This window comes from Streptomyces sp. NPDC020780 (genome assembly GCF_044334475.1).
Lineage (GTDB): Bacteria > Actinomycetota > Actinomycetes > Streptomycetales > Streptomycetaceae > Streptomyces.
Genome location: NZ_JBIRTB010000001.1, coordinates 433,879 through 456,932 on the forward strand (window position 1 = coordinate 433,879; position 23,054 = coordinate 456,932).

The 23,054-nt window shown below is 70.3% G+C and carries 23 protein-coding genes; 18 read left to right on the plus strand and 5 right to left on the minus strand.

All coding sequences use genetic code 11. From position 1 onward, the window contains the following. The first annotated feature begins 15 nt into the window (after window positions 1–15). The 16 genes from prfA (at window position 16) to ACH4VO_RS02075 (ending at window position 14,904) form a co-directional block, all read left to right on the plus strand. On the plus strand, window positions 16–1,092 hold the full coding sequence (gene prfA / locus ACH4VO_RS02000; protein WP_360983819.1) for a peptide chain release factor 1: 1,077 nt from the start codon (window positions 16–18) through the stop codon (window positions 1,090–1,092). A gap of 66 nt (window positions 1,093–1,158) precedes the next feature. Further along, window positions 1,159–2,004, plus strand: coding sequence for a peptide chain release factor N(5)-glutamine methyltransferase (gene prmC, locus ACH4VO_RS02005; RefSeq protein ID WP_360983822.1), 846 nt, complete (start codon window positions 1,159–1,161; stop codon window positions 2,002–2,004). A 70-nt stretch (window positions 2,005–2,074) separates the two neighbouring features. Continuing rightward, complete coding sequence (locus tag ACH4VO_RS02010) at window positions 2,075–2,722, plus strand: L-threonylcarbamoyladenylate synthase (protein ID WP_356088299.1); 648 nt, start codon at window positions 2,075–2,077, stop codon at window positions 2,720–2,722. Then, window positions 2,719–3,360 (plus strand): protein-tyrosine-phosphatase, encoded by a 642-nt coding sequence (locus ACH4VO_RS02015; protein WP_307124950.1) that lies wholly within the window; start codon window positions 2,719–2,721, stop codon window positions 3,358–3,360. The genes ACH4VO_RS02010 and ACH4VO_RS02015 overlap by 4 nt, the downstream gene beginning before the upstream one ends. 159 nt (window positions 3,361–3,519) lie before the next feature. Then, a complete protein-coding gene (gene glyA / locus ACH4VO_RS02020; RefSeq protein ID WP_360983827.1) occupies window positions 3,520–4,818 on the plus strand; it encodes a serine hydroxymethyltransferase in 1,299 nt (432 codons plus the stop codon). A gap of 84 nt (window positions 4,819–4,902) precedes the next feature. Next, entirely contained in the window at window positions 4,903–6,288 is a 1,386-nt protein-coding gene (locus ACH4VO_RS02025; protein ID WP_360983830.1) for an MraY family glycosyltransferase, read from the plus strand. Window positions 6,289–6,550: 262 nt separating this feature from the next. Beyond that, window positions 6,551–6,988, plus strand: a complete 438-nt coding sequence (locus tag ACH4VO_RS02030) for a hypothetical protein (protein WP_360983833.1) — start codon at window positions 6,551–6,553, stop codon at window positions 6,986–6,988. A 227-nt stretch (window positions 6,989–7,215) separates the two neighbouring features. Beyond that, entirely contained in the window at window positions 7,216–8,031 is an 816-nt protein-coding gene (gene atpB, locus ACH4VO_RS02035) for a F0F1 ATP synthase subunit A (RefSeq protein ID WP_360983836.1), read from the plus strand. 75 nt (window positions 8,032–8,106) lie between these two features. Next, window positions 8,107–8,352, plus strand: a complete 246-nt coding sequence (gene atpE, locus ACH4VO_RS02040; protein ID WP_069170678.1) for an ATP synthase F0 subunit C — start codon at window positions 8,107–8,109, stop codon at window positions 8,350–8,352. 42 nt (window positions 8,353–8,394) lie between these two features. Beyond that, window positions 8,395–8,940, plus strand: a complete 546-nt coding sequence (locus ACH4VO_RS02045) for a F0F1 ATP synthase subunit B (protein ID WP_069170677.1) — start codon at window positions 8,395–8,397, stop codon at window positions 8,938–8,940. Beyond that, a complete protein-coding gene (locus ACH4VO_RS02050; RefSeq protein ID WP_360983840.1) occupies window positions 8,937–9,752 on the plus strand; it encodes a F0F1 ATP synthase subunit delta in 816 nt (271 codons plus the stop codon). The genes ACH4VO_RS02045 and ACH4VO_RS02050 overlap by 4 nt, the downstream gene beginning before the upstream one ends. A gap of 145 nt (window positions 9,753–9,897) precedes the next feature. After that, a complete protein-coding gene (gene atpA, locus ACH4VO_RS02055; protein ID WP_069170675.1) occupies window positions 9,898–11,469 on the plus strand; it encodes a F0F1 ATP synthase subunit alpha in 1,572 nt (523 codons plus the stop codon). Between the two features lie 3 nt (window positions 11,470–11,472). Further along, window positions 11,473–12,390, plus strand: coding sequence for a F0F1 ATP synthase subunit gamma (locus ACH4VO_RS02060; protein WP_360983843.1), 918 nt, complete (start codon window positions 11,473–11,475; stop codon window positions 12,388–12,390). Beyond that, window positions 12,390–13,832 carry a F0F1 ATP synthase subunit beta gene (atpD, locus tag ACH4VO_RS02065; protein ID WP_360983846.1) on the plus strand — a complete coding sequence of 481 codons (1,443 nt, stop codon included), beginning with the start codon at window positions 12,390–12,392 and terminating at the stop codon, window positions 13,830–13,832. The genes ACH4VO_RS02060 and atpD overlap by 1 nt, the downstream gene beginning before the upstream one ends. 109 nt (window positions 13,833–13,941) lie before the next feature. Continuing rightward, the gene (locus ACH4VO_RS02070; protein ID WP_069170672.1) at window positions 13,942–14,316 is read left to right on the plus strand and encodes a F0F1 ATP synthase subunit epsilon; all 375 of its coding nucleotides are present in this window, start codon (window positions 13,942–13,944) and stop codon (window positions 14,314–14,316) included. Window positions 14,317–14,457: 141 nt separating this feature from the next. Further along, window positions 14,458–14,904 (plus strand): DUF2550 domain-containing protein, encoded by a 447-nt coding sequence (locus ACH4VO_RS02075; RefSeq protein ID WP_069172010.1) that lies wholly within the window; start codon window positions 14,458–14,460, stop codon window positions 14,902–14,904. Window positions 14,905–15,320: 416 nt separating this feature from the next. Here ACH4VO_RS02075 and ACH4VO_RS02080 read toward each other — a convergent pair whose 3' ends face one another. The 4 genes from ACH4VO_RS02080 to ACH4VO_RS02095 all read right to left on the minus strand — a co-directional run bounded on the left by ACH4VO_RS02080 (window position 15,321) and on the right by ACH4VO_RS02095 (window position 20,409). After that, window positions 15,321–16,154, minus strand: a complete 834-nt coding sequence (locus ACH4VO_RS02080; RefSeq protein ID WP_360983850.1) for a MarR family transcriptional regulator — start codon at window positions 16,152–16,154, stop codon at window positions 15,321–15,323. 362 nt (window positions 16,155–16,516) lie between these two features. Next, window positions 16,517–18,394, minus strand: coding sequence for a glycoside hydrolase family 18 chitinase (locus tag ACH4VO_RS02085; protein ID WP_360983852.1), 1,878 nt, complete (start codon window positions 18,392–18,394; stop codon window positions 16,517–16,519). A 171-nt stretch (window positions 18,395–18,565) separates the two neighbouring features. After that, a complete protein-coding gene (locus ACH4VO_RS02090) occupies window positions 18,566–19,216 on the minus strand; it encodes a response regulator transcription factor (RefSeq protein WP_360983855.1) in 651 nt (216 codons plus the stop codon). After that, window positions 19,213–20,409, minus strand: a complete 1,197-nt coding sequence (locus ACH4VO_RS02095; protein WP_360984339.1) for a histidine kinase — start codon at window positions 20,407–20,409, stop codon at window positions 19,213–19,215. The genes ACH4VO_RS02090 and ACH4VO_RS02095 overlap by 4 nt, the downstream gene beginning before the upstream one ends. A gap of 151 nt (window positions 20,410–20,560) precedes the next feature. On the opposite strand from ACH4VO_RS02095, the gene ACH4VO_RS02100 reads away from it, so the two are divergent. Beyond that, window positions 20,561–21,190 (plus strand): hypothetical protein, encoded by a 630-nt coding sequence (locus tag ACH4VO_RS02100; protein ID WP_360983858.1) that lies wholly within the window; start codon window positions 20,561–20,563, stop codon window positions 21,188–21,190. On the opposite strand, the gene ACH4VO_RS02105 is transcribed toward ACH4VO_RS02100, so the two are convergent. Beyond that, the gene (locus ACH4VO_RS02105; protein ID WP_360983861.1) at window positions 21,191–21,763 is read right to left on the minus strand and encodes a cob(I)yrinic acid a,c-diamide adenosyltransferase; all 573 of its coding nucleotides are present in this window, start codon (window positions 21,761–21,763) and stop codon (window positions 21,191–21,193) included. A gap of 391 nt (window positions 21,764–22,154) precedes the next feature. Here ACH4VO_RS02105 and ACH4VO_RS02110 point away from each other — a divergent pair, with 391 nt between their 5' ends. After that, the gene (locus ACH4VO_RS02110) at window positions 22,155–23,003 is read left to right on the plus strand and encodes a 3-hydroxyacyl-CoA dehydrogenase family protein (RefSeq protein WP_360983864.1); all 849 of its coding nucleotides are present in this window, start codon (window positions 22,155–22,157) and stop codon (window positions 23,001–23,003) included. Window positions 23,004–23,054 lie beyond the last annotated feature (51 nt).

The following is a 23,054-nucleotide window of genomic DNA, read 5'->3' on the forward strand; positions in this document are numbered from 1 at the left end:
AACCAGGAGCCCCCGATGTTCGAGGCGGTCGAGGAACTGATCGGCGAACACGCCGATCTCGAGAAGAAGCTCGCCGACCCGTCGGTCCACGCCGACCAGGCCAACGCGCGCAAGCTCAACAAGCGCTACGCGGAGCTGACCCCGATCGTCTCCACGTACCGGACCTGGAAGGGGCTCGGTGACGACATCGGGACCGCCCGCGAATTCGCCGCGGACGACCCGGACTTCGCCGCCGAGGTCAAGGTCCTGGAGAAGCAGCGCGAGGAGATCACGGAGAAGCTCCGGCTGCTCCTGGTCCCGCGGGACCCCAGCGACGACAAGGACGTGCTCCTGGAGATCAAGGCGGGCGCGGGCGGCGACGAGTCCGCCCTGTTCGCCGGCGATCTGCTGCGCATGTACCTGCGCTACGCCGAGCGCGTCGGCTGGAAGACCGAGATCATCGACTCCACCGAGTCCGAGCTCGGCGGCTACAAGGACGTCCAGGTCGCCGTGAAGACCAAGGGCGGCAACGGTGCCACCGAGCCCGGCCAGGGCGTCTGGGCCCGGATGAAGTACGAGGGCGGGGTGCACCGGGTGCAGCGCGTGCCGTCCACCGAGTCCCAGGGCCGCATCCACACCTCGGCCGCCGGTGTGCTCGTCACGCCGGAGGCGGAGGAGGTCGACGTCGAGATCCACGCCAACGACCTGCGCATCGACGTCTACCGCTCCTCGGGACCCGGCGGCCAGTCCGTCAACACGACCGACTCCGCGGTACGCATCACGCACCTGCCGACCGGCGTCGTCGCCTCCTGCCAGAACGAGAAGAGCCAGCTCCAGAACAAGGAGCAGGCCATGCGCATCCTGCGCTCCCGGCTGCTGGCCGCCGCGCAGGAGGCGGCCGAGCAGGAAGCCTCCGACGTACGCCGCAGCCAGGTCCGCACGGTGGACCGCTCCGAGAAGATCCGGACGTACAACTACCCGGAGAACCGGATTTCGGACCACCGGGTCGGCTTCAAGGCGTACAACTTGGACCAGGTCCTCGACGGCGACCTCGACGCCGTCATCCAGGCCTGTGTCGACGCCGACTCGGCCGCCAAGCTCGCCGCCGCGTAGGACCGGCCGGCGACCGCCGGCCGGGCCGAACCGCGCCCACCCCGTGAACCCGTACGGAGATCCGCGATGAACCTGCTGCTCGCCGAGGTGGCCCAGGCCACCCAGCGGCTGGCCGACGCCGGTGTCCCCTCGCCGCGATTCGACGCCGAGGAACTCGCCGCCTTCGTGCACGGCGTCAAGCGGGGCGAGCTGCACCGTGTGCCGGACGCCGACTTCGACGCCCGCTACTGGGAGACGATCGCCCGCCGCGAGGCCCGCGAGCCGCTCCAGCACATCACCGGCCGGGCGTTCTTCCGCTACCTGGAACTCCAGGTCGGTCCCGGCGTCTTCGTGCCCCGGCCGGAGACCGAGTCGGTCGTCGGCTGGGCGATAGACGCCGTCCGCGCGATGGACGTCGTCGAACCGCTGATCGTCGACCTCTGCACCGGGTCCGGCGCGATCGCCCTGGCGATGGCCCAGGAGGTGCCGCGCTCCCGCGTGCACGGGGTGGAGCTGTCCGAGGACGCCCTGAGATGGACTCGGAGGAACGCCGAGGGCTCCAGGGTCACCGTCCACCGCGGGGACGCCCTCAGCGCCCTCCCGGAGCTCGACGGCCAGGTCGACCTGGTCATCTCCAACCCGCCGTACATCCCGCTCACCGAGTGGGAGTACGTGGCGCCCGAGGCCCGCGACCACGACCCGCAGATGGCGCTCTTCTCCGGCGAGGACGGCCTCGACACCATCCGCGGCATCGAGCGCACCGCGCACCGCCTGCTGCGTCCCGGCGGGCTCGTCGTCATCGAGCACGCCGACACCCAGGGCGGCCAGGTGCCGTGGATCTTCACCGAGGAACGGGGCTGGGCCGACGCGGCCGACCACCCCGACCTGAACAACCGGCCCCGGTTCGCCACGGCCCGCAAGGCCATGCCGTGACCGCCGCCGCGCAGCGACCGCACGACCACCCCTACCCGCAAGACCCGCACACGTCCGAGGAGGCCGGCTGATGGCACGGCGATACGACTGCAACGACGCGACCGACCGTACGACCGGCCTGCGTGAGGCCGCGTCCGCCGTCCGCCGCGGTGAACTGGTCGTGCTGCCCACCGACACCGTGTACGGGATCGGCGCGGACGCCTTCAGTTCCGAGGGCGTCGCCGACCTGCTCGACGCCAAGGGCCGCGGCCGCAACATGCCCACCCCCGTCCTGATCGGCTCCCCGAACACGCTGCACGGCCTGGTCACCGACTTCTCCGAGCAGGCCTGGGAGCTCGTCGACGCCTTCTGGCCCGGCGCGCTGACGCTCGTCGCCAAGCACCAGCCCTCCCTCCAGTGGGACCTCGGCGACACCCGGGGCACCGTCGCGATCCGGATGCCGCTGCACCCGGTCGCCATCGAACTCCTCACGGAGGTCGGCCCGATGGCGGTCTCCAGCGCCAACCTCACCGGACACCCGTCGCCGGAGGACTGCGACGCCGCCCAGGAGATGCTCGGGGACTCCGTCTCCGTCTACCTCGACGGCGGGCCGACCCCCGGCATCGTCCCGTCCTCCATCGTCGACGTCACCGGGAAGATCCCCGTCCTCCTGCGGGCCGGAGCCCTCTCCGTAGAAGAACTCCGCAAGGTGGTACCCGATCTCGAGGTGGCCAATTGACCGCGCCCGAGGGGCGTGGCATAGCGGGACGACACGACACTTTCCGCATCCTCCACGTCAGCACCGGCAACGTCTGCCGCTCGCCCATCACCGAGCGGCTGACCCGCCACGCCCTGGTGGACCGCCTCGGCGATCCGCTCAGCGGCGGCCTGATCGTGGAGAGCGCGGGCACCTGGGGGCACGAGGGCGCGCCCATGGAGGCCAACGCCGAGGTGGTCCTCGCGGACTTCGGCGCCGACGCCAGCGGCTTCGTCGGGCGCGAACTGCTCGACGAGCACGTGATCCGCGCCGACCTGGTCCTCACCGCCACCCGTGACCACCGCGCCCAGGTGATCTCCATGGGGCACTCGGCCGGCCTGCGCACCTTCACGCTCAAGGAGTTCACCCGGCTGGTGCGGGCCATAGACCCCGCGACGCTGCCCGACGCCCACGAGGAGGGCGTGGTCGAACGCGCCCGCGCCCTGGTGCGCGCCGCGGCGGCACTGCGCGGCTGGCTGCTGGCCCCCACCGCGGAGGCCGACGAGGTCTTCGACCCGTACGGCGCCCCGATCACGTTCTTCCGCTCCATCGGCGACGAGATCAACCAGGCCCTCGACCCCGTGGTGACCGCGCTGACGGGCGTACGCGCCCCGCACTGAGGACCACGCCGCAGACGGGTGCGCCGACCGGCGTACGGGGCCGCACGGCAGCGGGCACACCGCCCGGCCCCGGCCTACATTGGAGCTGGGAAGCCGCGGTCCGGCCGGGCGGCGGCTCCCGACACCCGCGCACCCCTCCCTCAGGCCCGGAGCCGTCAGATGCCGGTCACCACTCCAGCCGCACCCGCCGCCGTGTCCCCGCCGCCACCGGCGTCCCCGTCCCCCGCCGCCATGCCCCAGGACTTCGGGGCACTGCTCCGCCAGGACCCGGAGGTCGCCGGCATCCTGCTGGCGGAGACGGGCCGCCAGTCGAGCACGCTGCAGTTCATCGCCGCCGAGAACTTCACCTCGCCCGCCGTCCTCGCCGCCCTCGGCTCGCCGCTCGCCAACAAGTACGCCGAGGGCTACCCCGGTGCCCGCCACCACGGCGGCTGCGAGCAGGCCGACGCCGCCGAACGCCTCGCGGTGCGCCGGGCGATGTCGCTGTTCGGAGCCGAGCACGCCAACGTCCAGCCGCACTCCGGCTCCTCCGCCGTCCTCGCCGCCTACGCCGCGCTGCTGCGCCCCGGGGACACGGTGCTGGCGATGGGGCTCCCGTACGGCGGACACCTCACGCACGGCTCCCCCGGGAACTTCTCCGGCCGCTGGTTCGACTTCGCCGGCTACGGCGTCGACCCCGAGAGCGGGCTGATCGACTACGCGCAGGTGCGCGCCCTGGCGCGGGCCCGTCGCCCGAAGGCGATCGTCTGCGGCTCGATCTCCTACCCGCGCCACCCCGACTACGAGGAGTTCCGCGACATCGCCGACGAGGCGGGCGCGTACCTCATCGCGGACGCCGCCCATCCCATGGGCCTGATCGCCGGGGGAGCGGCGCCCAGCCCGGTCCCGTACGCGGACGTGGTGTGCGCAACGACGCACAAGGTGCTGCGCGGGCCGCGCGGCGGGATGATCCTGTGCGGCGCGGAGCTGGCACAGCGGATCGACCGCGCGGTGTTCCCGTTCACCCAGGGCGGCGCCCAGATGCACACCGTCGCGGCGAAGGCCGTCGCGTTCGGTGAGGCGGCCACCCCGGCCTTCGCGCTCTACGCCCACCGGGTGGTCGCGCACGCCCGCGCTCTCGCGGCCGGCCTGCAGGCCGAGGGCTTCGAGGTCACCACGGGGGGCACGGACACCCACATCGTCGTCGCGGACCCCGCACCGCTGGGCGTCGACGGCCGCACCGCCCGCGAACGGCTCGCGGCGGCCGGTGTGGTCCTCGACACCTGCGCCCTGCCCCACGGCGACGCCCGCGGCATCCGGCTCGGCACCGCCGCCGTCACCACCCAGGGCATGGACGAGGCCGACATGGCACGGATCGCCGCCCTGTTCGGAGCGGTGGTGCGCGAGGAGGGCGACGCCGGCCGGCTGCGGGCCGAGGTGCGGGTACTGGCCGAGCGCAATCCGCCGTATCCGGGGTAGTCGAAGCGTGTGCAACCATCACCCGTACACCGGTGTCCTCGTTCTTGGGACTAGGGTGTGGGGCTGAGATGGCCGGCGAAATCTGTGGGGCAGCCCGTGCGTGATTACCTGCTGACGCTCTGTGTCACGGCAGCCGTTACCTATCTGCTGACCGGGCCGGTGCGGAAGTTCGCCATCGCGGTCGGGGCGATGCCCGCGATCCGTGCGCGTGACGTCCACCGAGAACCGACACCGCGGCTCGGTGGCATCGCCATGTTCGGCGGACTGTGCGCGGGACTGATCGTCGCGGACCACCTGTTCAACCTGAACGCCGTGTTCGAGCTCTCCAACGAGCCGAGGGCCCTGCTCTCCGGCGCCGCGCTGATCTGGCTGATCGGCGTCCTGGACGACAAGTTCGAGATCGACGCCCTGATCAAACTCGGCGGGCAGATGATCGCGGCCGCGGTGATGGTCATCCAGGGTCTGACGATCCTGTGGCTGCCGATCCCCGGGGTCGGCACGGTGGCCCTGACCCAGTGGCAGGGGACGCTGCTCACCGTCGCCCTGGTCGTGATCACCATCAACGCGGTGAACTTCGTCGACGGCCTGGACGGCCTCGCGGCCGGCATGGTGTGCATCGCCTCCGCCGCGTTCTTCCTGTACACCTACCGGCTCTGGTACGGGTACGGGATCGAGGCCGCGGCCCCGGCCACGCTCTTCGCCGCCGTACTGATGGGCATGTGCCTGGGCTTCCTCCCGCACAACATGCACCCTGCCCGCATCTTCATGGGTGACTCCGGCTCGATGCTGATCGGCCTGGTGCTGGCCGCCGGGGCGATCTCCGTCACCGGGCAGGTCGACCCGGACGCGATGAAGCTCTTCGAGGGCAGCGAGCGCCAGGCGACCCACGCGATGCTGCCGGTCTTCATCCCGCTGCTGCTGCCGCTGACGATCATCGCCATCCCGGCCGCCGACCTGATCCTCGCGATCGTGCGGCGCACCTGGAACGGGCAGTCGCCGTTCGCGGCCGACCGCGGCCACCTGCACCACCGGCTCCTGGAGATCGGGCACTCGCACAGCAGGTCGGTCCTGATCATGTACTTCTGGTCGGCCCTCATCGCGTTCGGCGCCGTCGGGTACTCCGTGCACTCGGCCTCGCTGTGGATCGTGCTGGTGATCGTGGGCTTGAGCGCGGTCGGTCTGGTGCTGCTGCTCATGCCGCGCTTCACCCCGCGGGCCCCGCGCTGGGCCGAGACGTTCGTGCCCCCGCGCTACCGGCGCCGCGGCGCCGCCGCACAGGGCGAGGCGGCGGACGGGCCGACCCCGGACGGGGAGGCGGAGGGCCAACAGGTCCCCGGCGGCCACTCCGTGGCGTCCGGGGTCCCTGATCGTGCTCCCGTGGCCGTCGGGGTGTCCGGCGTCAACGGAGCGACCGCGATCGGCCCCCGTTCGCGCTTCGCTGTCGGCGATCGCGCCGATTCCTCACGTTGACGGTTCGGAAGCAGAAGTGCTTTACCACACAATGTGCCGTAATGCCCTGCACACACGCGCGGAGCCACTCTCATGTGTGACAGCGGGCACACCATTCGGGTAAAGACCTCATCAAATAGTTTGTGATACCGTTCACTAAGCCCGGTGACGGAGCCGAAGAACCCCGGTGAGACGGTTCTCCGGCCCGAGGCATCGACTCGGACCGGGCCTACGCTCGTCCCTGACGACCACTGCCCACCCCCTGTAAAGCGGAGTTACCGCCATGCCGTCCAACGACGTCCGGACTCTCCTCCACACCGCTGTGCCCACTGCTGCCGCCGGTCTCGTGACCGTCGCCGTCAGCGGCGTGCTCGCGGGCGGCAAGGGAGCGATCGGGGCGGCGGTCGGGACGCTGGTGGTGATTCTCTTCATGGGGATCGGACTCGGCGTTCTGCAGCGCACCGCGAAGTCCATGCCGCACCTGTTCCAGGCCATGGGGCTCACGCTCTACACGGCCGAGTTGCTGCTTCTCTTCATCTTCGTCGCCGCTTTCAAGAACACGACGCTGTTCAACCCGAGGGCGTTCGCCGCCGCGATCATCGTGGCGACCCTCGCCTGGGTCGCCGCTCAGATCCGCGTCCACATGAAGACCAAGATCCTTTACGTCGAGCCGGACTCGTCAGCGGCCAAGAAGCCCGAGAACACGGGGTCTTCGACGTGAGGGGTAGGCCCGGGATAAGCGCGCGTTCGAGACCCTGCTATCGTCCGGTGCCAACTGCGGCACTGCGGACGCGGGCATCCGATCCGAATCGACGCCCGCTTCTACGCGAGGCGTAATGCCTGAGCCGCCCCCCATCCGTAACACCAGTCCAGTGCCGACCAGCGGCTGCCTGCCGCGCCGACACAACGAGGTTGCCGTACCTATGCGCCACGCTGAAGGAGCCCGCGGTGAGTGCTGACCCGACGACGGTGCTCGCCTTCGAGACCGACTGCCACATCTTCGACGGATGCGGCTTCCCGGCTCCTGGCCTGCACTCCTTTGTTTTCGAGCCGATGTTCACGGTCGGCGGCATCGAGATCAACAAGCCGATGCTGCTGGCGGTCCTGAGCACCGTCGTCGTCGTCGGCTTCTTCTGGGCGGCGTTCAACAAGCCGAAGCTGGTGCCCGGAAAACTCCAGATGGTGGCGGAGGCGGGTTACGACTTCATCCGCACCGGCGTGGTCTTCGAGACGCTCGGCAAGCGTGAGGGCAAGAAGTACGTGCCCCTCATGGTCTCGCTGTTCTTCTTCATCTGGATCATGAACCTCTGGGCGATCATCCCGCTCGCCCAGTTCCCGGTGGTCTCGGTCATCGGATTCCCGGTGGCGCTGGCCGCGATCGTGTACATCGTCTGGGTCAGCCTGACCTTCAAGCGCCACGGCTTCGTCGGCGGCTGGAAGAACATCTCGGGCTACGACAAGTCGATCGGCCCGGCCCTCCCGTTCGTCATGCTCATCGAGATCATGTCGAACCTGCTGATCCGGCCGTTCACGCACGCTGTGCGACTCTTCGCCAACATGTTCGCCGGCCACGTGCTGCTGCTGATCTTCACCATCGCCAGCTGGTACCTGCTGAACGGCATCGGCATCGCCTACGCCGGTGTCTCCTTCGTGATGGTCATCCTGATGACCGCCTTCGAACTGTTCATCCAGGCGCTGCAGGCCTACGTGTTCGTCCTCCTGGCCTGCAACTACATTCAGGGCGCTCTCGCCGAGCACCACTGATCCGGCCCGGCTCCACACCCGAAAGTCGTCCGGTGGCCAACCCCCACCGGTTCTGAAAGAGAAGGAAGAAACGGCATGTCCGCTCTTGAGACCCTCGCCGCCGTCAACATCACGGGCAACCTCGGTTCCATCGGTTACGGCCTCGCCGCCATCGGCCCCGGCGTCGGCGTCGGCATCATCTTCGGTAACGGCACGCAGGCTCTCGCCCGTCAGCCCGAGGCTGCCGGCCTGATCCGCTCGAACCAGATCCTCGGCTTCGTGCTCTGTGAGGCGCTGGCCCTGATCGGTCTCGTCATGCCCTTCGTCTACCCGGTCAAGTAAGTCGCGGCATTCCAACTGCCCGATGCGACGAAAGGCATTGATGTGAACGCCCTACAACTGGCGTCCGAGGGGGAGATCCAGAACCCGCTCCTCCCGGCGATCCCCGAGATCGTCATCGGCCTGATCGCTTTCGCCATCGTCTTCGGCGTCCTCGCCAAGAAGCTCCTCCCGAACATCAACAAGGTTCTGGAAGAGCGCCGCGAGGCAATCGAAGGCGGTATCGAGAAGGCCGACGCGGCCCAGACCGAGGCCCAGAGCGTTCTTGAGCAGTACAAGGCTCAGCTCGCCGAGGCCCGTCACGAGGCCGCACGCCTGCGCCAGGAGGCGCAGGAGCAGGGCGCCGTCATCATCCAGGAGATGAGGGCGGAGGGTCAGCGGCAGCGCGAGGAGATCATCGCCGCCGGCCACGCCCAGATCGAGGCCGACCGCAAGGCTGCGGCGTCCGCGCTGCGCCAGGACGTGGGCGCTCTCGCCACCGCCCTGGCCGGCAAGCTCGTCGGCGAGTCCCTCGAGGACCACGCCCGGCAGAGCGGCACCGTCGACCGGTTCCTCGACGAGCTCGAGGCGAAGGCCGAGGCTGTCCGATGAACGGAGCGAGCCGCGAGGCACTGGCTGCCGCACGCGAGCGTCTCGACGCGCTGACCGACTCCACGTCGGTCGACGCGGCGAAGCTCGCCGAGGAGCTGGCCGGCGTCACCGCGCTGCTCCACCGCGAGGTATCGCTGCGCCGGGTCCTCACCGACCCGTCGCAGGGCGGCGAGGCCAAGGCCGAGCTGGCCGGACGGCTGCTGCGCGGACAGGTGGGCGGCGAAGCCGTGGACCTGGTCTCCGGCATGGTCCGGTCCCGCTGGTCGCAGTCGCGTGACCTGGTGGACTCGGTCGAGGAGCTGGCGGCCACGGCCGACCTCACCGCGGCCCAGCGCGCGGGGGTGCTCGACGACGTCGAGGACGAGCTGTTCCGGTTCGGCCGGATCGTCGGCTCCGACGTGGCACTGCGCTCCGCACTGACCAGCAAGTCGGCCACGCCCGCCGCCAAGAGCGCGCTGCTGCGCAGCCTGCTCGGCGGGAAGGCGCAGCCGGTCACCGAGCGTGTGGTCACGCGTCTCGTGACGCAGCCCCGGGGACGTAGCCTGGAAGCGGGACTCGAGTCCCTGTCCAGGCTCGCCGCGGAGCGCCGCGACCGCACGGTGGCCGTCGTGACCTCGGCGGTGCCGCTGTCCGACCGGCAGAAGCAGCGCCTCGGCGCGGCTCTGGCGAAGATCTACGGCCGGCAGATGCACCTGAACCTGGACGTGGACCCCGAGGTCCTCGGCGGGATCTCGGTGCGCGTCGGTGACGAGGTCATCAACGGCACGATCGCGGAGCGCCTCGAAGAGGTCACCCGCAGGATGGCCGGCTGACAGCGCGCAGCCCCACACCGCACCAACTGAACGAGCAAGAACAGCGGCCCGGTTGGGCCGTGCAGAAATTGCAGAAGATTCCTGGGGGTCGCCCCCAGACCCCATTGAGAAACTTCGGGCCCAACAAGGAGAGCAGGGAACCCAGATGGCGGAGCTCACGATCCGGCCGGAGGAGATCCGGGACGCACTGGATACTTTTGTCCAGTCGTACCAGCCGGACGCGGCCTCGCGCGAGGAGGTCGGTACGGTCAGCGTTGCCGGTGACGGCATCGCGAAGGTGGAGGGCCTGCCCTCCGCCATGGCGAACGAGCTGCTGAAGTTCGAGGACGGAACCCTCGGTCTCGCCCTCAACCTCGAGGAGCGCGAGATCGGTGCGATCGTTCTCGGCGAGTTCAGCGGTATCGAGGAGGGCCAGCCGGTGCAGCGCACCGGTGAGGTGCTCTCCGTCGGCGTCGGCGAGGGTTACCTCGGTCGCGTCGTCGACCCGCTCGGCAACCCGATCGACGGTCTCGGCGAGATCGCGACCGAAGGCCGCCGCGCCCTCGAGCTGCAGGCCCCTGGCGTCATGGTCCGCAAGTCGGTGCACGAGCCGATGCAGACCGGCTACAAGGCCGTCGACGCCATGGTGCCGATCGGCCGCGGCCAGCGTCAGCTGATCATCGGCGACCGCCAGACGGGCAAGACCGCCCTGGCCGTCGACACGATCATCAACCAGCGCGACAACTGGCGCTCGGGCGACGTGAACAAGCAGGTGCGCTGCATCTACGTCGCCATCGGTCAGAAGGGTTCCACCATCGCCTCCGTGCGCGGTGCCCTGGAAGAGGCCGGCGCGCTCGAGTACACGACCATCGTCGCCGCCCCGGCGTCCGACCCGGCCGGCTTCAAGTACCTGGCGCCGTACACCGGTTCGGCCATCGGCCAGCACTGGATGTACGACGGCAAGCACGTCCTCATCATCTTCGACGACCTCTCGAAGCAGGCCGACGCCTACCGCGCCGTGTCGCTTCTGCTGCGCCGTCCGCCGGGCCGTGAGGCCTACCCGGGCGACGTCTTCTACCTGCACTCGCGTCTGCTGGAGCGCTGCGCCAAGCTCTCCGACGAGATGGGCGCCGGTTCGATGACGGGCCTCCCGATCGTCGAGACCAAGGCGAACGACGTGTCGGCGTTCATTCCGACCAACGTCATCTCCATCACCGACGGCCAGTGCTTCCTGGAGTCCGACCTGTTCAACGCGGGTCAGCGTCCGGCGCTCAACGTCGGTATCTCGGTCTCCCGCGTCGGTGGCTCCGCCCAGCACAAGGCCATGCGCCAGGTGTCCGGCCGCCTCCGTGTGGACCTCGCCCAGTACCGCGAGCTGGAGGCGTTCGCCGCCTTCGGTTCCGACCTGGACGCGGCCTCCAAGGCGTCGCTGGAGCGCGGTAAGCGCATGGTCGAGCTGCTGAAGCAGCCGCAGTACGCTCCGTTCCCCGTCGAGGAGCAGGTCGTCTCCGTCTGGGCCGGCACCACCGGCAAGATGGACGACGTCCCGGTCGAGGACATCCGCCGCTTCGAGAGCGAGCTGCTGGAGTACCTGCGCCGCGAGCGCAAGGACCTCCTGACCAGCATCGCCGAGGGCGCGAAGATGTCCGACGACACGCTGCAGTCGATCGCCGACGCGATCGCCGCCTTCAAGCAGCAGTTCGAGACCTCGGACGGCAAGCTTCTGGGCGAGGGCTGATCGATGGGCGCTCAGCTTCGCGTGTACAAGCGCCGCATCCAAGCCGTCACCGCGACCAAGAAGATCACCAAGGCGATGGAGATGATCGCCGCCTCGCGCATCGTCAAGGCGCAGCGCAAGGTGGCGGCGTCGATGCCGTACGCGACCGAGCTCACCCGTGCGGTGACCGCGGTGGCGACCGGCTCGAACACCAAGCATCCCCTCACCACCGAGGCCGAGGCTCCGGCCCGGGCCGCGGTCCTGCTCCTCACGAGCGACCGCGGTCTGGCCGGCGGCTACTCCTCCAACGCCATCAAGGCGGCGGAGCGGCTCCGGGAGCGGCTGGCGGCCGAGGGCAAGGAGGTCGACACGTACATCGTCGGCCGCAAGGGTGTCGCGTACTACGGCTTCCGTGAGCGCAAGGTCACGGAGTCGTGGACGGGCTTCACCGACAGCCCCGAGTACGCGGACGCCAAGAAGATCGCCGCGCCCCTGATCGAGTCCATCCAGAAGGACACGGCCGAGGGCGGGGTCGACGAGCTGCACATCGTCTTCACCGAGTTCGTCTCGATGATGACGCAGAACGCGGTCGACGGCCGGATGCTGCCGCTGTCGCTCGACGAGGTCGCGGAGGAGAGCACCGGCAAGGACGAGATCCTTCCGCTGTTCGACTTCGAGCCGTCGGCCGAGGACGTCCTCGACGCCCTTCTGCCGCGCTACGTCGAGAGCCGCATCTACAACGCACTGCTGCAGGCCGCCGCTTCCGAGCACGCTGCCCGCCGCCGCGCGATGAAGTCGGCGACCGACAACGCCGGGGACCTCATCAAGAGCCTCTCCCGGCTTGCCAACGCGGCCCGCCAGGCCGAAATCACCCAGGAAATCAGCGAGATCGTCGGCGGTGCAGGTGCTCTGGCCGACGCGTCCGCGGGGAGTGACAAGTAATGACGACGACAGTTGAGACGGCCGCTGCCACGGGCCGCGTCGCCCGGGTCATCGGCCCGGTCGTCGACGTGGAGTTCCCCGTCGACGCGATGCCGGAGATCTACAACGCCCTGCACGTCGAGGTCGACGACCCGGCCGAGGCCGGCGCTCGTAAGACGCTGACCCTCGAGGTCGCCCAGCACCTGGGCGACGGCGTGGTCCGCGCGATCTCGATGCAGCCCACCGACGGTCTGGTCCGCCAGGCCGCGGTGACCGACACGGGTGCGGGCATCACCGTCCCCGTCGGTGACGTGACCAAGGGCAAGGTCTTCAACACCCTCGGCCAGATCCTGAACGAGCCGGAGGCCGAGGCGCAGATCACCGAGCGCTGGCCGATCCACCGCAAGGCCCCGGCCTTCGACCAGCTCGAGTCGAAGACCGAGATGTTCGAGACCGGCCTGAAGGTCGTCGACCTGCTGACCCCGTACGTCAAGGGCGGCAAGATCGGTCTGTTCGGTGGTGCGGGCGTCGGCAAGACGGTCCTCATCCAGGAAATGATCATGCGTGTGGCGAAGCTGCACGACGGTGTGTCGGTGTTCGCCGGTGTCGGTGAGCGCACCCGTGAGGGCAACGACCTCATCGACGAGATGACCGAGTCGGGCGTCCTGGACAAGACCGCGCTGGTCTTCGGCCAGATGGACGAGCCGCCGGGCACCCGTCTGCGGGTCGCGCTGTCCGCCCTGACCATGGCGGAGTACTTCCGCGATGTGCAGAAGCAGGACGTGCTGCTCTTCATCGACAACATCTTCCGCTTCACGCAGGCCGGTTCCGAGGTCTCCACGCTGCTCGGCCGCATGCCGTCCGCAGTGGGTTACCAGCCGACCCTGGCCGACGAGATGGGTGTGCTCCAGGAGCGCATCACCTCGACGCGTGGTCACTCGATCACCTCGATGCAGGCGATCTACGTCCCCGCGGACGACCTGACCGACCCGGCCCCGGCCACCACGTTCGCCCACCTCGACGCGACGACGGTTCTCTCCCGTCCGATCTCCGAGAAGGGCATCTACCCGGCCGTCGACCCGCTGGACTCGACGTCCCGCATCCTGGACCCGCGTTACATCGCGCAGGACCACTACGAGGCCGCCAGCCGCGTGAAGGGGATCCTGCAGAAGTACAAGGACCTCCAGGACATCATCGCGATCCTCGGTATCGACGAGCTGGGCGAGGAGGACAAGCTCGTTGTCCACCGTGCCCGTCGCGTCGAGCGCTTCCTGTCGCAGAACACCCACGCGGCCAAGCAGTTCACCGGCCTGGACGGTTCGGACGTTCCGCTCGACGAGTCGATCGCCGCGTTCAACGCGATCTGTGACGGGGAGTACGACCACTTCCCCGAGCAGGCGTTCTTCATGTGCGGTGGCATTGACGACCTCAAGGCCAAGGCCAAGGAGCTCGGCGTCTCCTGAGCCTCCGGCTCACCGAGGGGGGTGGGTGTGTCCCGCCCCCCTCACCACGCCCCGTAGAATTGACCCAACACCCGGCACGACCGCCGGGTGGTGACCCGAGGAGCCACCCTTGGCTGCTGAGCTGCATGTCGAGCTGGTCGCCGCGGACCGCAGTGTCTGGTCCGGCGAGGCCACCCTCGTTGTCGCACGTACCACGTCCGGCGACATCGGCGTCATGCCCGGTCACCAGCCGCTTCTGGGTGTGCTGGAATCGGGCCCGGTGACGATCCGTACGAGCGACGGCGGGACGGTTGTCGCCGCTGTGCACGGCGGTTTCATCTCGTTCGCGGACAACAAGCTCTCGCTGCTCGCGGAGATCGCGGAGCTTGCCGACGAGATCGACGTCCAGCGTGCCGAGCGCGCGCTGGAGCGTGCGAAGTCGGACACGGACGCCGCCGCCGAGCGGCGTGCCGACGTACGACTGCGTGCGGTGGCGGCGCACTGAGCGTCCCCACGAGGAGTTTTTACTCAGCCGCGGCCCGTTCTGGAGTGATCCAGACCGTGTCGCGGCTGAGGCGATGCAGGTGCGGTTCGGTTCGGCTCGGTTCGGTATCCGTTTCTCGACGATGCGAGGAGGTCGGTGGAGATGGTCCTCGCTCTGTGGCTGGGCGGCCTGGTCGTCGTGCTGGTCGCGGTGGGTCTGTTCGTCTTCGGCCTGCGCCGGCGGCTGATCCAGCGTTCCGGCGGGACCTTCGACTGCAGCCTGCGCTGGGACGTGTCCGAGGAGCCCGATCCGTCCGGGAAGGGCTGGGTGTACGGCGTGGCCCGCTACAGCGGTGACCGCGTCGACTGGTTCCGGGTCTTCTCCTACGCGCCCCGCCCCCGCCGAGCCCTGGAGCGTTCCGCCATCGAGGTGGTCGCCCGCCGGCTGCCCGAGGGCGAGGAGGAGCTGGCGCTCCTGTCCGATTCCGTCGTGCTCGGCTGTCTCCACCGGGGGACCCGCCTGGAGCTGGCGATGAGCGAGGACGCGCTGACGGGTTTCCTCGCCTGGCTGGAGGCGGCACCGCCCGGCCAGCGGGTCAACGTGGCGTAGGGCCGAAAGCCCTGGGGCGGCGGTAGGCGGGACGGCCCCCGGACGGGTGGTCCCCGTCCTCCTCCTGGGCGACTTCCCGTTCGGCTTCGGTCTCGAGGCGGGACCCCAGCGGTGAAATCAGCGATTCCGTCTGGTCGACGTCCTCCGTCACGGCACACGGCCGTCTTCTCGTGGTACTCCGGCCGCCCCCGTGGTCCTCGGTCTCTGGCACGCAGCCCGCCGTCCGCCGTCGCCCGATGCCGTGTCCGGCTCAGCCCCTGGACGGTGCGGGGGTCCGGCCGCCTCCGCGCCGTCAGTGCGGCAGGTCCAGCTCGGCGACGACGGTCTGGCCCATGGGGGCGTGGTCCAGCACCTCCCGGCCGGTCGGCGAGCGCCTCCTCCAGGAGCAGGCCCCTGTCTCGGCGCGCGTGGGCCGTTCAGGGGCTGCGCATCAGGTTGCGGAGACTGCCGACCAGGGCTGCCACGTCGCGTTCGCCTCGCTCGGGGGCCGCCGCCGTGCCCGGCCCCTCCGGAGCCTGGTGCGCGGTACGGCAGGGCTTGCAGAGGCCGTCCGGGAGGGCTTCGGCGGGGCCCGGCCGGCCGCATGCGGTGCACTCGACGAGAAGCCCGCGTGCGTGGGTGCTGGGCAGGCCCGGTGCGGGTGCGGAGGTGAGTCGGGGCGGCATCTTGTCGGTGAGGCGGCGGCGTACGAGGCCGATGGGGGATGCGACAGGCTCGGGAAGTCCGGCGGTGAGCGCCGAGGTCAGGTAGTCGGCGCTGACACCGCGAGCGAACCAGGCGGCGGCGAGTGGCTCCAACGTGGCGCAGTCGGCGGCGGAGAGCGCCAGGCGGGGTTCTCGCCGGCCGAGTTCGGCGAGGGCGAGGTAGGCGGGGGAAGGGGCCTCGGCGGGGTGGGAGGCGTCTGGGCCCGGGGCACCCTTGGGTGCCGGGGACTGCTGCGGCAGGTTCGGGGAGGGGAGCACCATGATGTCCGCCTGCGGGGTGCGCTGTTGGGGCACGACCGGCTGGGCGGAGGATACGGGCACCTGCTCCGGGGTTGCGGTTCCCTCAGCGAGCCTGGCCGTCCACCACTCGTTGTCGTGGGCGGTGCGTGACCAGTAGGTGAGTGTCACCCACCGGCACGGCCCGTCCCCTTCGGTCCGGCGGCGCACGCGGCGCAAGTGCCCGGTCACGGCGAGGGCGCGCAGGGCGCTACCGATGGCCATCTGGCCGTACAGCGGGAGGTCCTTGGCCAGCGACTTGATGTCCATGGCGGCACCGTCGGGCAGGTGGTCGACATACCCGGCGACATAGCGCTCCCGCTCGGGCAGGAGGGCGAAGACGCCCCCGCTGGAGGGCCCTTGGGCGGGGACGGACTGCTTGCCGTAACCGGTGTGGGCCTTGCGGTACGGGCGGCAGGCTGCGCACGTGCGGCGCGGTCGTCTTGGCCCTGCGGGAACACGCGCGCCCCGCGCGAGGAGTCCTGGGCTCGTGGGAGCACGCGAAAGCCGGGGAGACAGGGGGCGGACCTGTCTCCCCGGCGCTTGTGCGGGGTGGAGCGGGTGGTCAGGGCCTGTTTCGGCAGTCCCACCGGTGCCGCCCTTCGGGCGGACGGCGCTCCTTTCGGAACGCGCTAGTTGAGGCCGCCGGCCATCGCGCTCACGAGCTCGCCGTTCGCGGTGTCACCGCTGAACTCCCAGAAGAACGCGCCTCCCAGACCCTGGCCGTTCGCCCAGGCCATCTTGGACGCGATCGTGGCCGGGGTGTCGTAGCTCCACCAGTTGGTGCCGCAGTGGGCGTAGGCGGTTCCGGCGATGGTGCCGGTGGCCGGGCAGGTGTTCTTGAGGACCTTGTAGTCCTCGATGCCCGCCTCGTACGTGCCCGCAGCCGCGCCGGTCGCCGTGCCGCCGGGGGCGGCCTGGGTGACGCCGGTCCAGCCGCGGCCGTAGAAGCCGATGCCGAGCAGCAGCTTCTTGGCCGGGACGCCCTTGGCCTTCAGCTTGGCGATGGCGGCGGCGGAGTTGAAGCCCTCCTGCGGGATGCCGGTGTACGAGGTCAGCGGGGAGTGCGGGGCGGTCGGGCCCTTGGCCTCCCAGGCGCCGAAGAAGTCGTACGTCATGACGTTGTACCAGTCGAAGGACTGGGCGGCGCCCGCGTAGTCGGCCGCGTCGATCTTGCCCCCGGCGGAGCCGTCCGCGGTGATCGCGGCGGTGACCAGGTTGTTCGATCCGAACTTGGCACGCAGCGCCGAGGCGACGTTCTTCAGCGCGGCGGGGCCGCTGGTGTCACAGGTGAGACCGCAGGCGTTGGGGTACTCCCAGTCGATGTCGATGCCGTCGAAGACATCGGCCCAGCGGGGGTCCTCCACCAGGTCGTAGCAGGACTGGGCGAACGCGGCCGGGTTCTGGGCCGCGGCACCGAAGCCACCGGACCAGGTCCAGCCGCCGAACGACCAGATGACCTTGATGCCGGGGTACTTCGCCTTGAGCTTGCGCAGCTGGTTGAAGTTGCCGCGCAGAGGCTGGTCCCAGGTGTCGGCGACGCCGTCGACCGACTGGTCGGCGGTGTAGGCCTTGTCGTAGTCGGCGTAGGCGTCACCGATGGTGCACTTGCCGCCCTGGACGTTGCCGAACGCGTAGTTGATGTGCGTGATCTTCGCGGCGGAGCCCGAGGTCACGAGGTTCTTGACGTGGTAGTTGCGCCCGTAGACGCCCCAGTTGGTGAAGTAGCCGAGGTTGACCTTGCTGCCGGTGCCGGGGTCGGTGCCGCCCCCGGTGGTGTGGACCTTGACCGAACCGCTGACCGGGCCGGTCTGGTCGGCGGTGTCACGGGCCTGCACGGTGTACGAGTAGTCGGACCCGGCGGTGAGCCCGGTGTCCGTGTACGTCGTGCCGGTGACCGTGGCGACCTTCGCGCCGTCGCGCAGGACGTCGTAGTTCTTGATGCCCTTGTCGTCCGTCGCGGCGCTCCAGGTGAGCTTCACCGAGGTGTCGGTGATGCCGCTCGCGGCGGGGGTGCCGGGCGCGGAGGGGGCGTTGTCGCCGGGGACGCTGCCGCCGTCACAGGAGGCGCCGTTCAGCTTGCAGCCGGTGGGGGAGCCGGAGCCGGTGCCGTTGAAGCCGAAGCTGATGCTGGCGCCCGGGGCGACGGAGCCGTTCCAGCTGAGGTTCTTGGCGGTCCAGTGGGTTCCGGAACTGGTCACGGAGGCGTCCCAGGCGGAGCCGACCGCGGTGCCGGAGGGGAAGTCCCACTCGATCGTCCAGGAGGACAGGGCGGTGGTGCCGGTGTTCTTGACCGTCCACTGCCCTTCGAAGCCGGTGCCCCAGTCGGACTTCTTGAGGTAGGTGGCCGTCGCCGAGGTCGCGGCCTCGGCGGGGGAAGCCAGCCCGACCATGGCGGCGAGCGGCAGTAGCAGCGCGGTGAAGCCCGCGACCGCCTTGGACCGGGTGGCTGCGCCGGTTCCCAGTCTCCATCGAAGTCTCGGCCGGCGTTGGGGGGATTCGGTGCTCAACGGTGCTCCTCGGGTGAGGTCCGACAAACGGGGGGTGGTCCGTGGACTGCAAACCCTGCGTCGCCCTGAGCGCGCTTGTCATGGCGTACTCACCGCAGCGTGCGTGTTCGGTGAGATTAGGAAGGTCTGGACCAATCGTCAAGAGGTCCAGACCAAAGTTCCTGTCCGAGATCAGAGCCCCAACTCCTGCGCGAGCACTGCGGCTTGCACCCGGCTGCGCAGTTCCAGCTTCCCGAGCAGCCTGCTGACGTGCGTCTTCACCGTCGCCTCCGCCATCGAGAGCCGCGCCGCGATCTCGGCGTTCGACAGGCCCTGGCCGAGGCAGCCGAGCACCTCGCGTTCCCGCCGGGTCAGCGCGTCGAGCGGCGCGTTGTCCGACGCTCCGGACCTGCGCGCCGGAGCCGTGCCGGCGAACTCCGCGATCAGCCGGCGCGTCACGGCCGGGGCGATCAGACCCTCGCCGCGCGCCACCGTGCGCACGCCCTCGATCAGATCACGCGCGTCGGCGTGCTTCAGCAGGAATCCGGCGGCACCCGCGCGCAGCGCGCCGAAGACGTACTCGTCCAGATCGAAGGTGGTCAGCACCAGCACGTCCGCGAGCCCCTCCGACACGACCTGCCGCGTCGCGGAGACCCCGTCGAGCCGGGGCATCCGCACGTCCATCAGCACCACGTCGGGGCGCAGTTCGCGGGCCAGGCGGACCGCGGCCTCCCCGTCGCCCGCCTCGCCCGCCACCTCGATGCCCGGTGCGCTGCCCAGGATCAGTACCAGACCGGCGCGCACGGCCGACTGGTCCTCGGCGACCAGTACCCGGATCGTCATCGCCCCACCTTCCCTTCGCCGAGGGGCAGTCCGGCCCGTACCCGCCAGCGTGCGGTGCCGTCCGCCCCGGACACCGGCCCCGCCTCGAACGTCCCGCCGAGCAGCGCCACCCGCTCCCGCATCCCCACCAGGCCGGCGCCCGCCCCGGGGGCGCGCGGGGAAGGCCGGTCACCTGTCAGGTTGCTGACCTCCACCGTCAGCCGGTTACCCGACCGTCCCAGCCGCACCTCGACCGGTCCCGGTGCGGCGTGCTTCAGCGCGTTCGTCAGGGACTCCTGGACGATGCGGTACGCGGCCAGTTCCACCGGGGCGGGCAGCGGGCCGGTCCCCCGGCGGCCGTCGTGCAGGGTGACGGCCAGCCCGCTCGACGCGGACGTGGACCCCGCCTGTGCGACGAGCGCGTCCAGGGAGGCGAGGGCCGGCGCCGCGCTCGGCCTGTCGTCACCGCTGCCGTCTCGCAGCAGCCCGATCAGCCGTCGCATCTCGGCCAGCCCCTCGACGCTGTTCTCCCGGATCACACCCAGCGCGTCGCGGGAGGTGCCCGGGTCGTCGATGGACAGGGCGGCGGTGGAGTGGATGGCGATCGCGGAGAGGTGGCCCGCCACCATGTCGTGCAGTTCCCGGGCCATCCGGGACCGCTCGGCCGTCACGGCCTGGACCCGGTCCATCTCGGCCAGCAGCGCCGTCTGGTCGGCACGCAGCCGGGCCGCCTCGGCGGCGTCGCGGTGGTTGCGCACACTGACACCGGTGATGGCCGGGCCGAACGACACCATGCCGGTTGCGGTGCCGATCAGCAGCGCCTGCCCGGTGCGGAACCAGGCGAAGAAGCCGATCGTGACGGCCACGGTCACCAGGAAGGTCGTGACCGGGATACGGCGGGCGGCGGCCGGGGTCCCGTACACCACCGCCGCGTACACGAGGTCGGTGTACATCAGCACGGTCGCCAGGCTGCCGGGCGTGAACTGGTCGGCGACCAGGACGAGGGTGCCGGCGACCAGCGCCGTCTGCGGCGCGCTCCGGCGTAGGAGCTCCAGGCACGCCATCCCGGCGAGCGGCAGGAGCGCCGTCCAGGGCGCGGAGAACAGCCGGCCGTTCTGGAGGTGCAGACCGACCAGCCACAGGAGAAGGCCACCGGACAGGCCGGTCACCGCGAGCAGTACGTCGTGACGGTGGGGGCGGGGGACGGTGAACACCCTCCCATCCAACACGCCGGTGCTCCGCCGGGCCTCCGTACGGCGGAGGAGCCGGGGCTACATCGAAGGATGCAGTCCCGTTTCGTCACCGCCGACGACGAAACGCCCCGTCGCCGAGGGGAGCCTGGAAGGGACCGGAGGGAGAAGGACCGTGATCGTCACACTCATCATCCTGTGCGAGGTGGGCTTCTGGGTCCTGCTGGCGGCGGGGCTCACGCTGCGGTACGCCGCGAGGAGGCCGGGGCTCGGCGCTGCCGTCCTGCTGTGCGAGCCCGTGCTGGAGGTCGTGCTGCTGGTGGTGGCGGCGGTCGACCTGAAGAACGGCGCCGCACCGGACTGGAAACACGGCCTGGCCGCCGTCTACATCGGCTTCACCGTGGGCCTGGGCCCCTCCACGATCAGGTGGGTGGACGCCAGGGTCGCCCACCGCTTCGCGGGCGGCCCGGCGCCGGTGAAGCCCCCCAGGTACGGGATGGCCCGGGCCGCCCACGAGTGGCGTACGGCGGGCCGCTGGGTGCTGGCCGCCCTGACGGCGGCGGCCCTCCTCCAGGCGGCGATCCTGTACGTCGGCGGGGACGGGGACACCGGTTCGCTGCGCGTGTGGCAGCAGAGGATGCTGTGGCTGATCGGCGTCAACCTGGTCATCGCCCTGTCCTACACCCTGTTCCCCAAGCGGGAGCCGGACCGGCCGCACACCGATCGGCCGGGTACCGACCGGCAGCACACTGACCGGCCGGGCACCGACCGGCAGCACACCGGCCGGTCGCGCATGGACCGCTGATCAGCGTTCCCCTCCCGGCACCCACAGGACGTCCCCGAGCTCCTTGTTCGCCGACCTGGCGAGGATGAACAGCAGGTCCGAGAGGCGGTTGAGGTAGGTCGCCGTCAGCGCGTTCATCGTGCCCCCGTGCACCTCCAGCGCCGCCCAGGTCGACCGCTCGGCCCGCCGGACCACCGTGCACGCCTGGTGCAGCAGGGCAGCCCCCGGCGTACCGCCCGGCAGGATGAAGCTCCGGAGCTTCTCCAGTTCCTCCAGGAAGGCGTCGCAGTCGGCCTCCAGCTTGTCGATGTAGGACTGCTCGACCCTGAGCGGCGGGTACTTCGGGTCCTGCACCACCGGCGTGCTCAGGTCCGCGCCCACGTCGAACAGGTCGTTCTGGACGCGGACGAGGACCTTCACCACGTCCTCGGAAAGGTTCCCGAGCGCGATCGCCGTACCGATGACGGCGTTGGCCTCGTTGGCGTCGGCGTACGCGGAGATCCGCAGATCGGTCTTCGCGGTCCGGCTCATGTCCCCGAGGGCGGTGGTGCCCTGGTCGCCGGTGCGGGTGTAGATGCGCGTCAGATTGACCATGGGATCAGCCTAGGGTCTCCCGTCCGGACCGGTCGGGCCGGTCGGGGGAGTGGGACCGGTGGGGGCCTTCTCCCTCTCCCCTGACGTCCGGGCGTGGGCGCGACCGGCGACGGCACGGACGGACGCGGTCCGGGGCGCACGGGCCCGGTCCCGGGGGCACCCAGGGCAGGGGGGAGGCGTCCGGGCAGGCCCCGGCCCTGCCGGACGGCATCGAGGGCCGGCCCGGCGCAGGGGCCCAACTGCGCGCGGCGCGCCGCCGGGTGACGCGGGCCGGTGTGATGTCCGTCATGTGAGACGTGACGCGCATCTCTTAGCGGCCCCACGGCCCCTCACGGGTACTAACCTCCGCCGGAGAACATGTGAACCGTCGACAGTGCATAGGGGTGCGAACGTGGCCAGGAAGCTCGCCGTCATCGGCGCCGGACTCATGGGGTCCGGCATCGCGCAGGTCTCCGCCCAGGCGGGCTGGGACGTCGTCCTGCGCGACGTCACCGACGAGGCCCTGACCCGCGGACGCGACGGCATCGAGGCGAGCTACGGCAGGTTCGTCTCCAAGGGCAAGCTGGAGGCGGCCGACGCCGAGGCCGCGCTCGCCCGGATCACGACGACCACCGACCTCGACGCCGTGGCCGACGCCGACGTCGTCGTCGAGGCCGTCTTCGAGAAGCTCGAGGTCAAGCACGAGATCTTCCGGGCGCTCGACAAGGTCGTACGGGAGGACACCGTCCTCGCCTCCAACACCTCCGCCATCCCGATCACCAAGATCGCGGCCGTGACGGAACGTCCCGAGCGCGTCGTGGGGGTGCACTTCTTCTCGCCCGTCCCCATGATGCAGCTCTGCGAGCTGGTGCGCGGCTACAAGACCAGTGACGAAGCCCTCGCCACCGCACGGGAGTTCGCGGAGTCCGTCGGCAAGACCTGCATCGTCGTCAACCGTGACGTCGCCGGTTTCGTCACCACCCGGCTGATCTCGGCGCTCGTCGTCGAGGCCGCCAAGCTGTACGAGTCGGGCGTCGCCTCCGCCGAGGACATCGACACCGCCTGCAAGCTCGGCTTCGGCCACGCCATGGGCCCGCTCGCGACGGCGGACCTGACCGGCGTCGACATCCTGCTGCACGCCACGGGCAACATCTACACCGAGTCGCAGGACGAGAAGTTCGCCGCCCCGGAGCTGATGCGCCGGATGGTCGACGCAGGTGACATCGGCCGCAAGAGCGGGCAGGGCTTCTACACCTACTGATCGTTTCCGGGTCCCCGGCTGTCCGATGTGCCGTCAGGCAGCCGGGGATCC

What these genes read in the sequence shown, in the direction of transcription:
- prfA (WP_360983819.1), top strand. Translation starts at nt 16, where the DNA reads ATGTTCGAGGCGGTCGAGGAACTGATCGGCGAACACGCCGATCTCGAG.
- prmC (WP_360983822.1), top strand. Translation starts at nt 1,159, where the DNA reads ATGAACCTGCTGCTCGCCGAGGTGGCCCAGGCCACCCAGCGGCTGGCC.
- ACH4VO_RS02010 (WP_356088299.1), top strand. Translation starts at nt 2,075, where the DNA reads ATGGCACGGCGATACGACTGCAACGACGCGACCGACCGTACGACCGGC.
- glyA (WP_360983827.1), top strand. Translation starts at nt 3,520, where the DNA reads ATGCCGGTCACCACTCCAGCCGCACCCGCCGCCGTGTCCCCGCCGCCA.
- ACH4VO_RS02030 (WP_360983833.1), top strand. Translation starts at nt 6,551, where the DNA reads ATGCCGTCCAACGACGTCCGGACTCTCCTCCACACCGCTGTGCCCACT.
- atpE (WP_069170678.1), top strand. Translation starts at nt 8,107, where the DNA reads ATGTCCGCTCTTGAGACCCTCGCCGCCGTCAACATCACGGGCAACCTC.
- ACH4VO_RS02050 (WP_360983840.1), top strand. Translation starts at nt 8,937, where the DNA reads ATGAACGGAGCGAGCCGCGAGGCACTGGCTGCCGCACGCGAGCGTCTC.
- atpA (WP_069170675.1), top strand. Translation starts at nt 9,898, where the DNA reads ATGGCGGAGCTCACGATCCGGCCGGAGGAGATCCGGGACGCACTGGAT.
- ACH4VO_RS02060 (WP_360983843.1), top strand. Translation starts at nt 11,473, where the DNA reads ATGGGCGCTCAGCTTCGCGTGTACAAGCGCCGCATCCAAGCCGTCACC.
- atpD (WP_360983846.1), top strand. Translation starts at nt 12,390, where the DNA reads ATGACGACGACAGTTGAGACGGCCGCTGCCACGGGCCGCGTCGCCCGG.
- ACH4VO_RS02075 (WP_069172010.1), top strand. Translation starts at nt 14,458, where the DNA reads ATGGTCCTCGCTCTGTGGCTGGGCGGCCTGGTCGTCGTGCTGGTCGCG.
- ACH4VO_RS02080 (WP_360983850.1), bottom strand. Translation starts at nt 16,154, where the DNA reads ATGGACATCAAGTCGCTGGCCAAGGACCTCCCGCTGTACGGCCAGATG.
- ACH4VO_RS02090 (WP_360983855.1), bottom strand. Translation starts at nt 19,216, where the DNA reads ATGACGATCCGGGTACTGGTCGCCGAGGACCAGTCGGCCGTGCGCGCC.
- ACH4VO_RS02105 (WP_360983861.1), bottom strand. Translation starts at nt 21,763, where the DNA reads ATGGTCAATCTGACGCGCATCTACACCCGCACCGGCGACCAGGGCACC.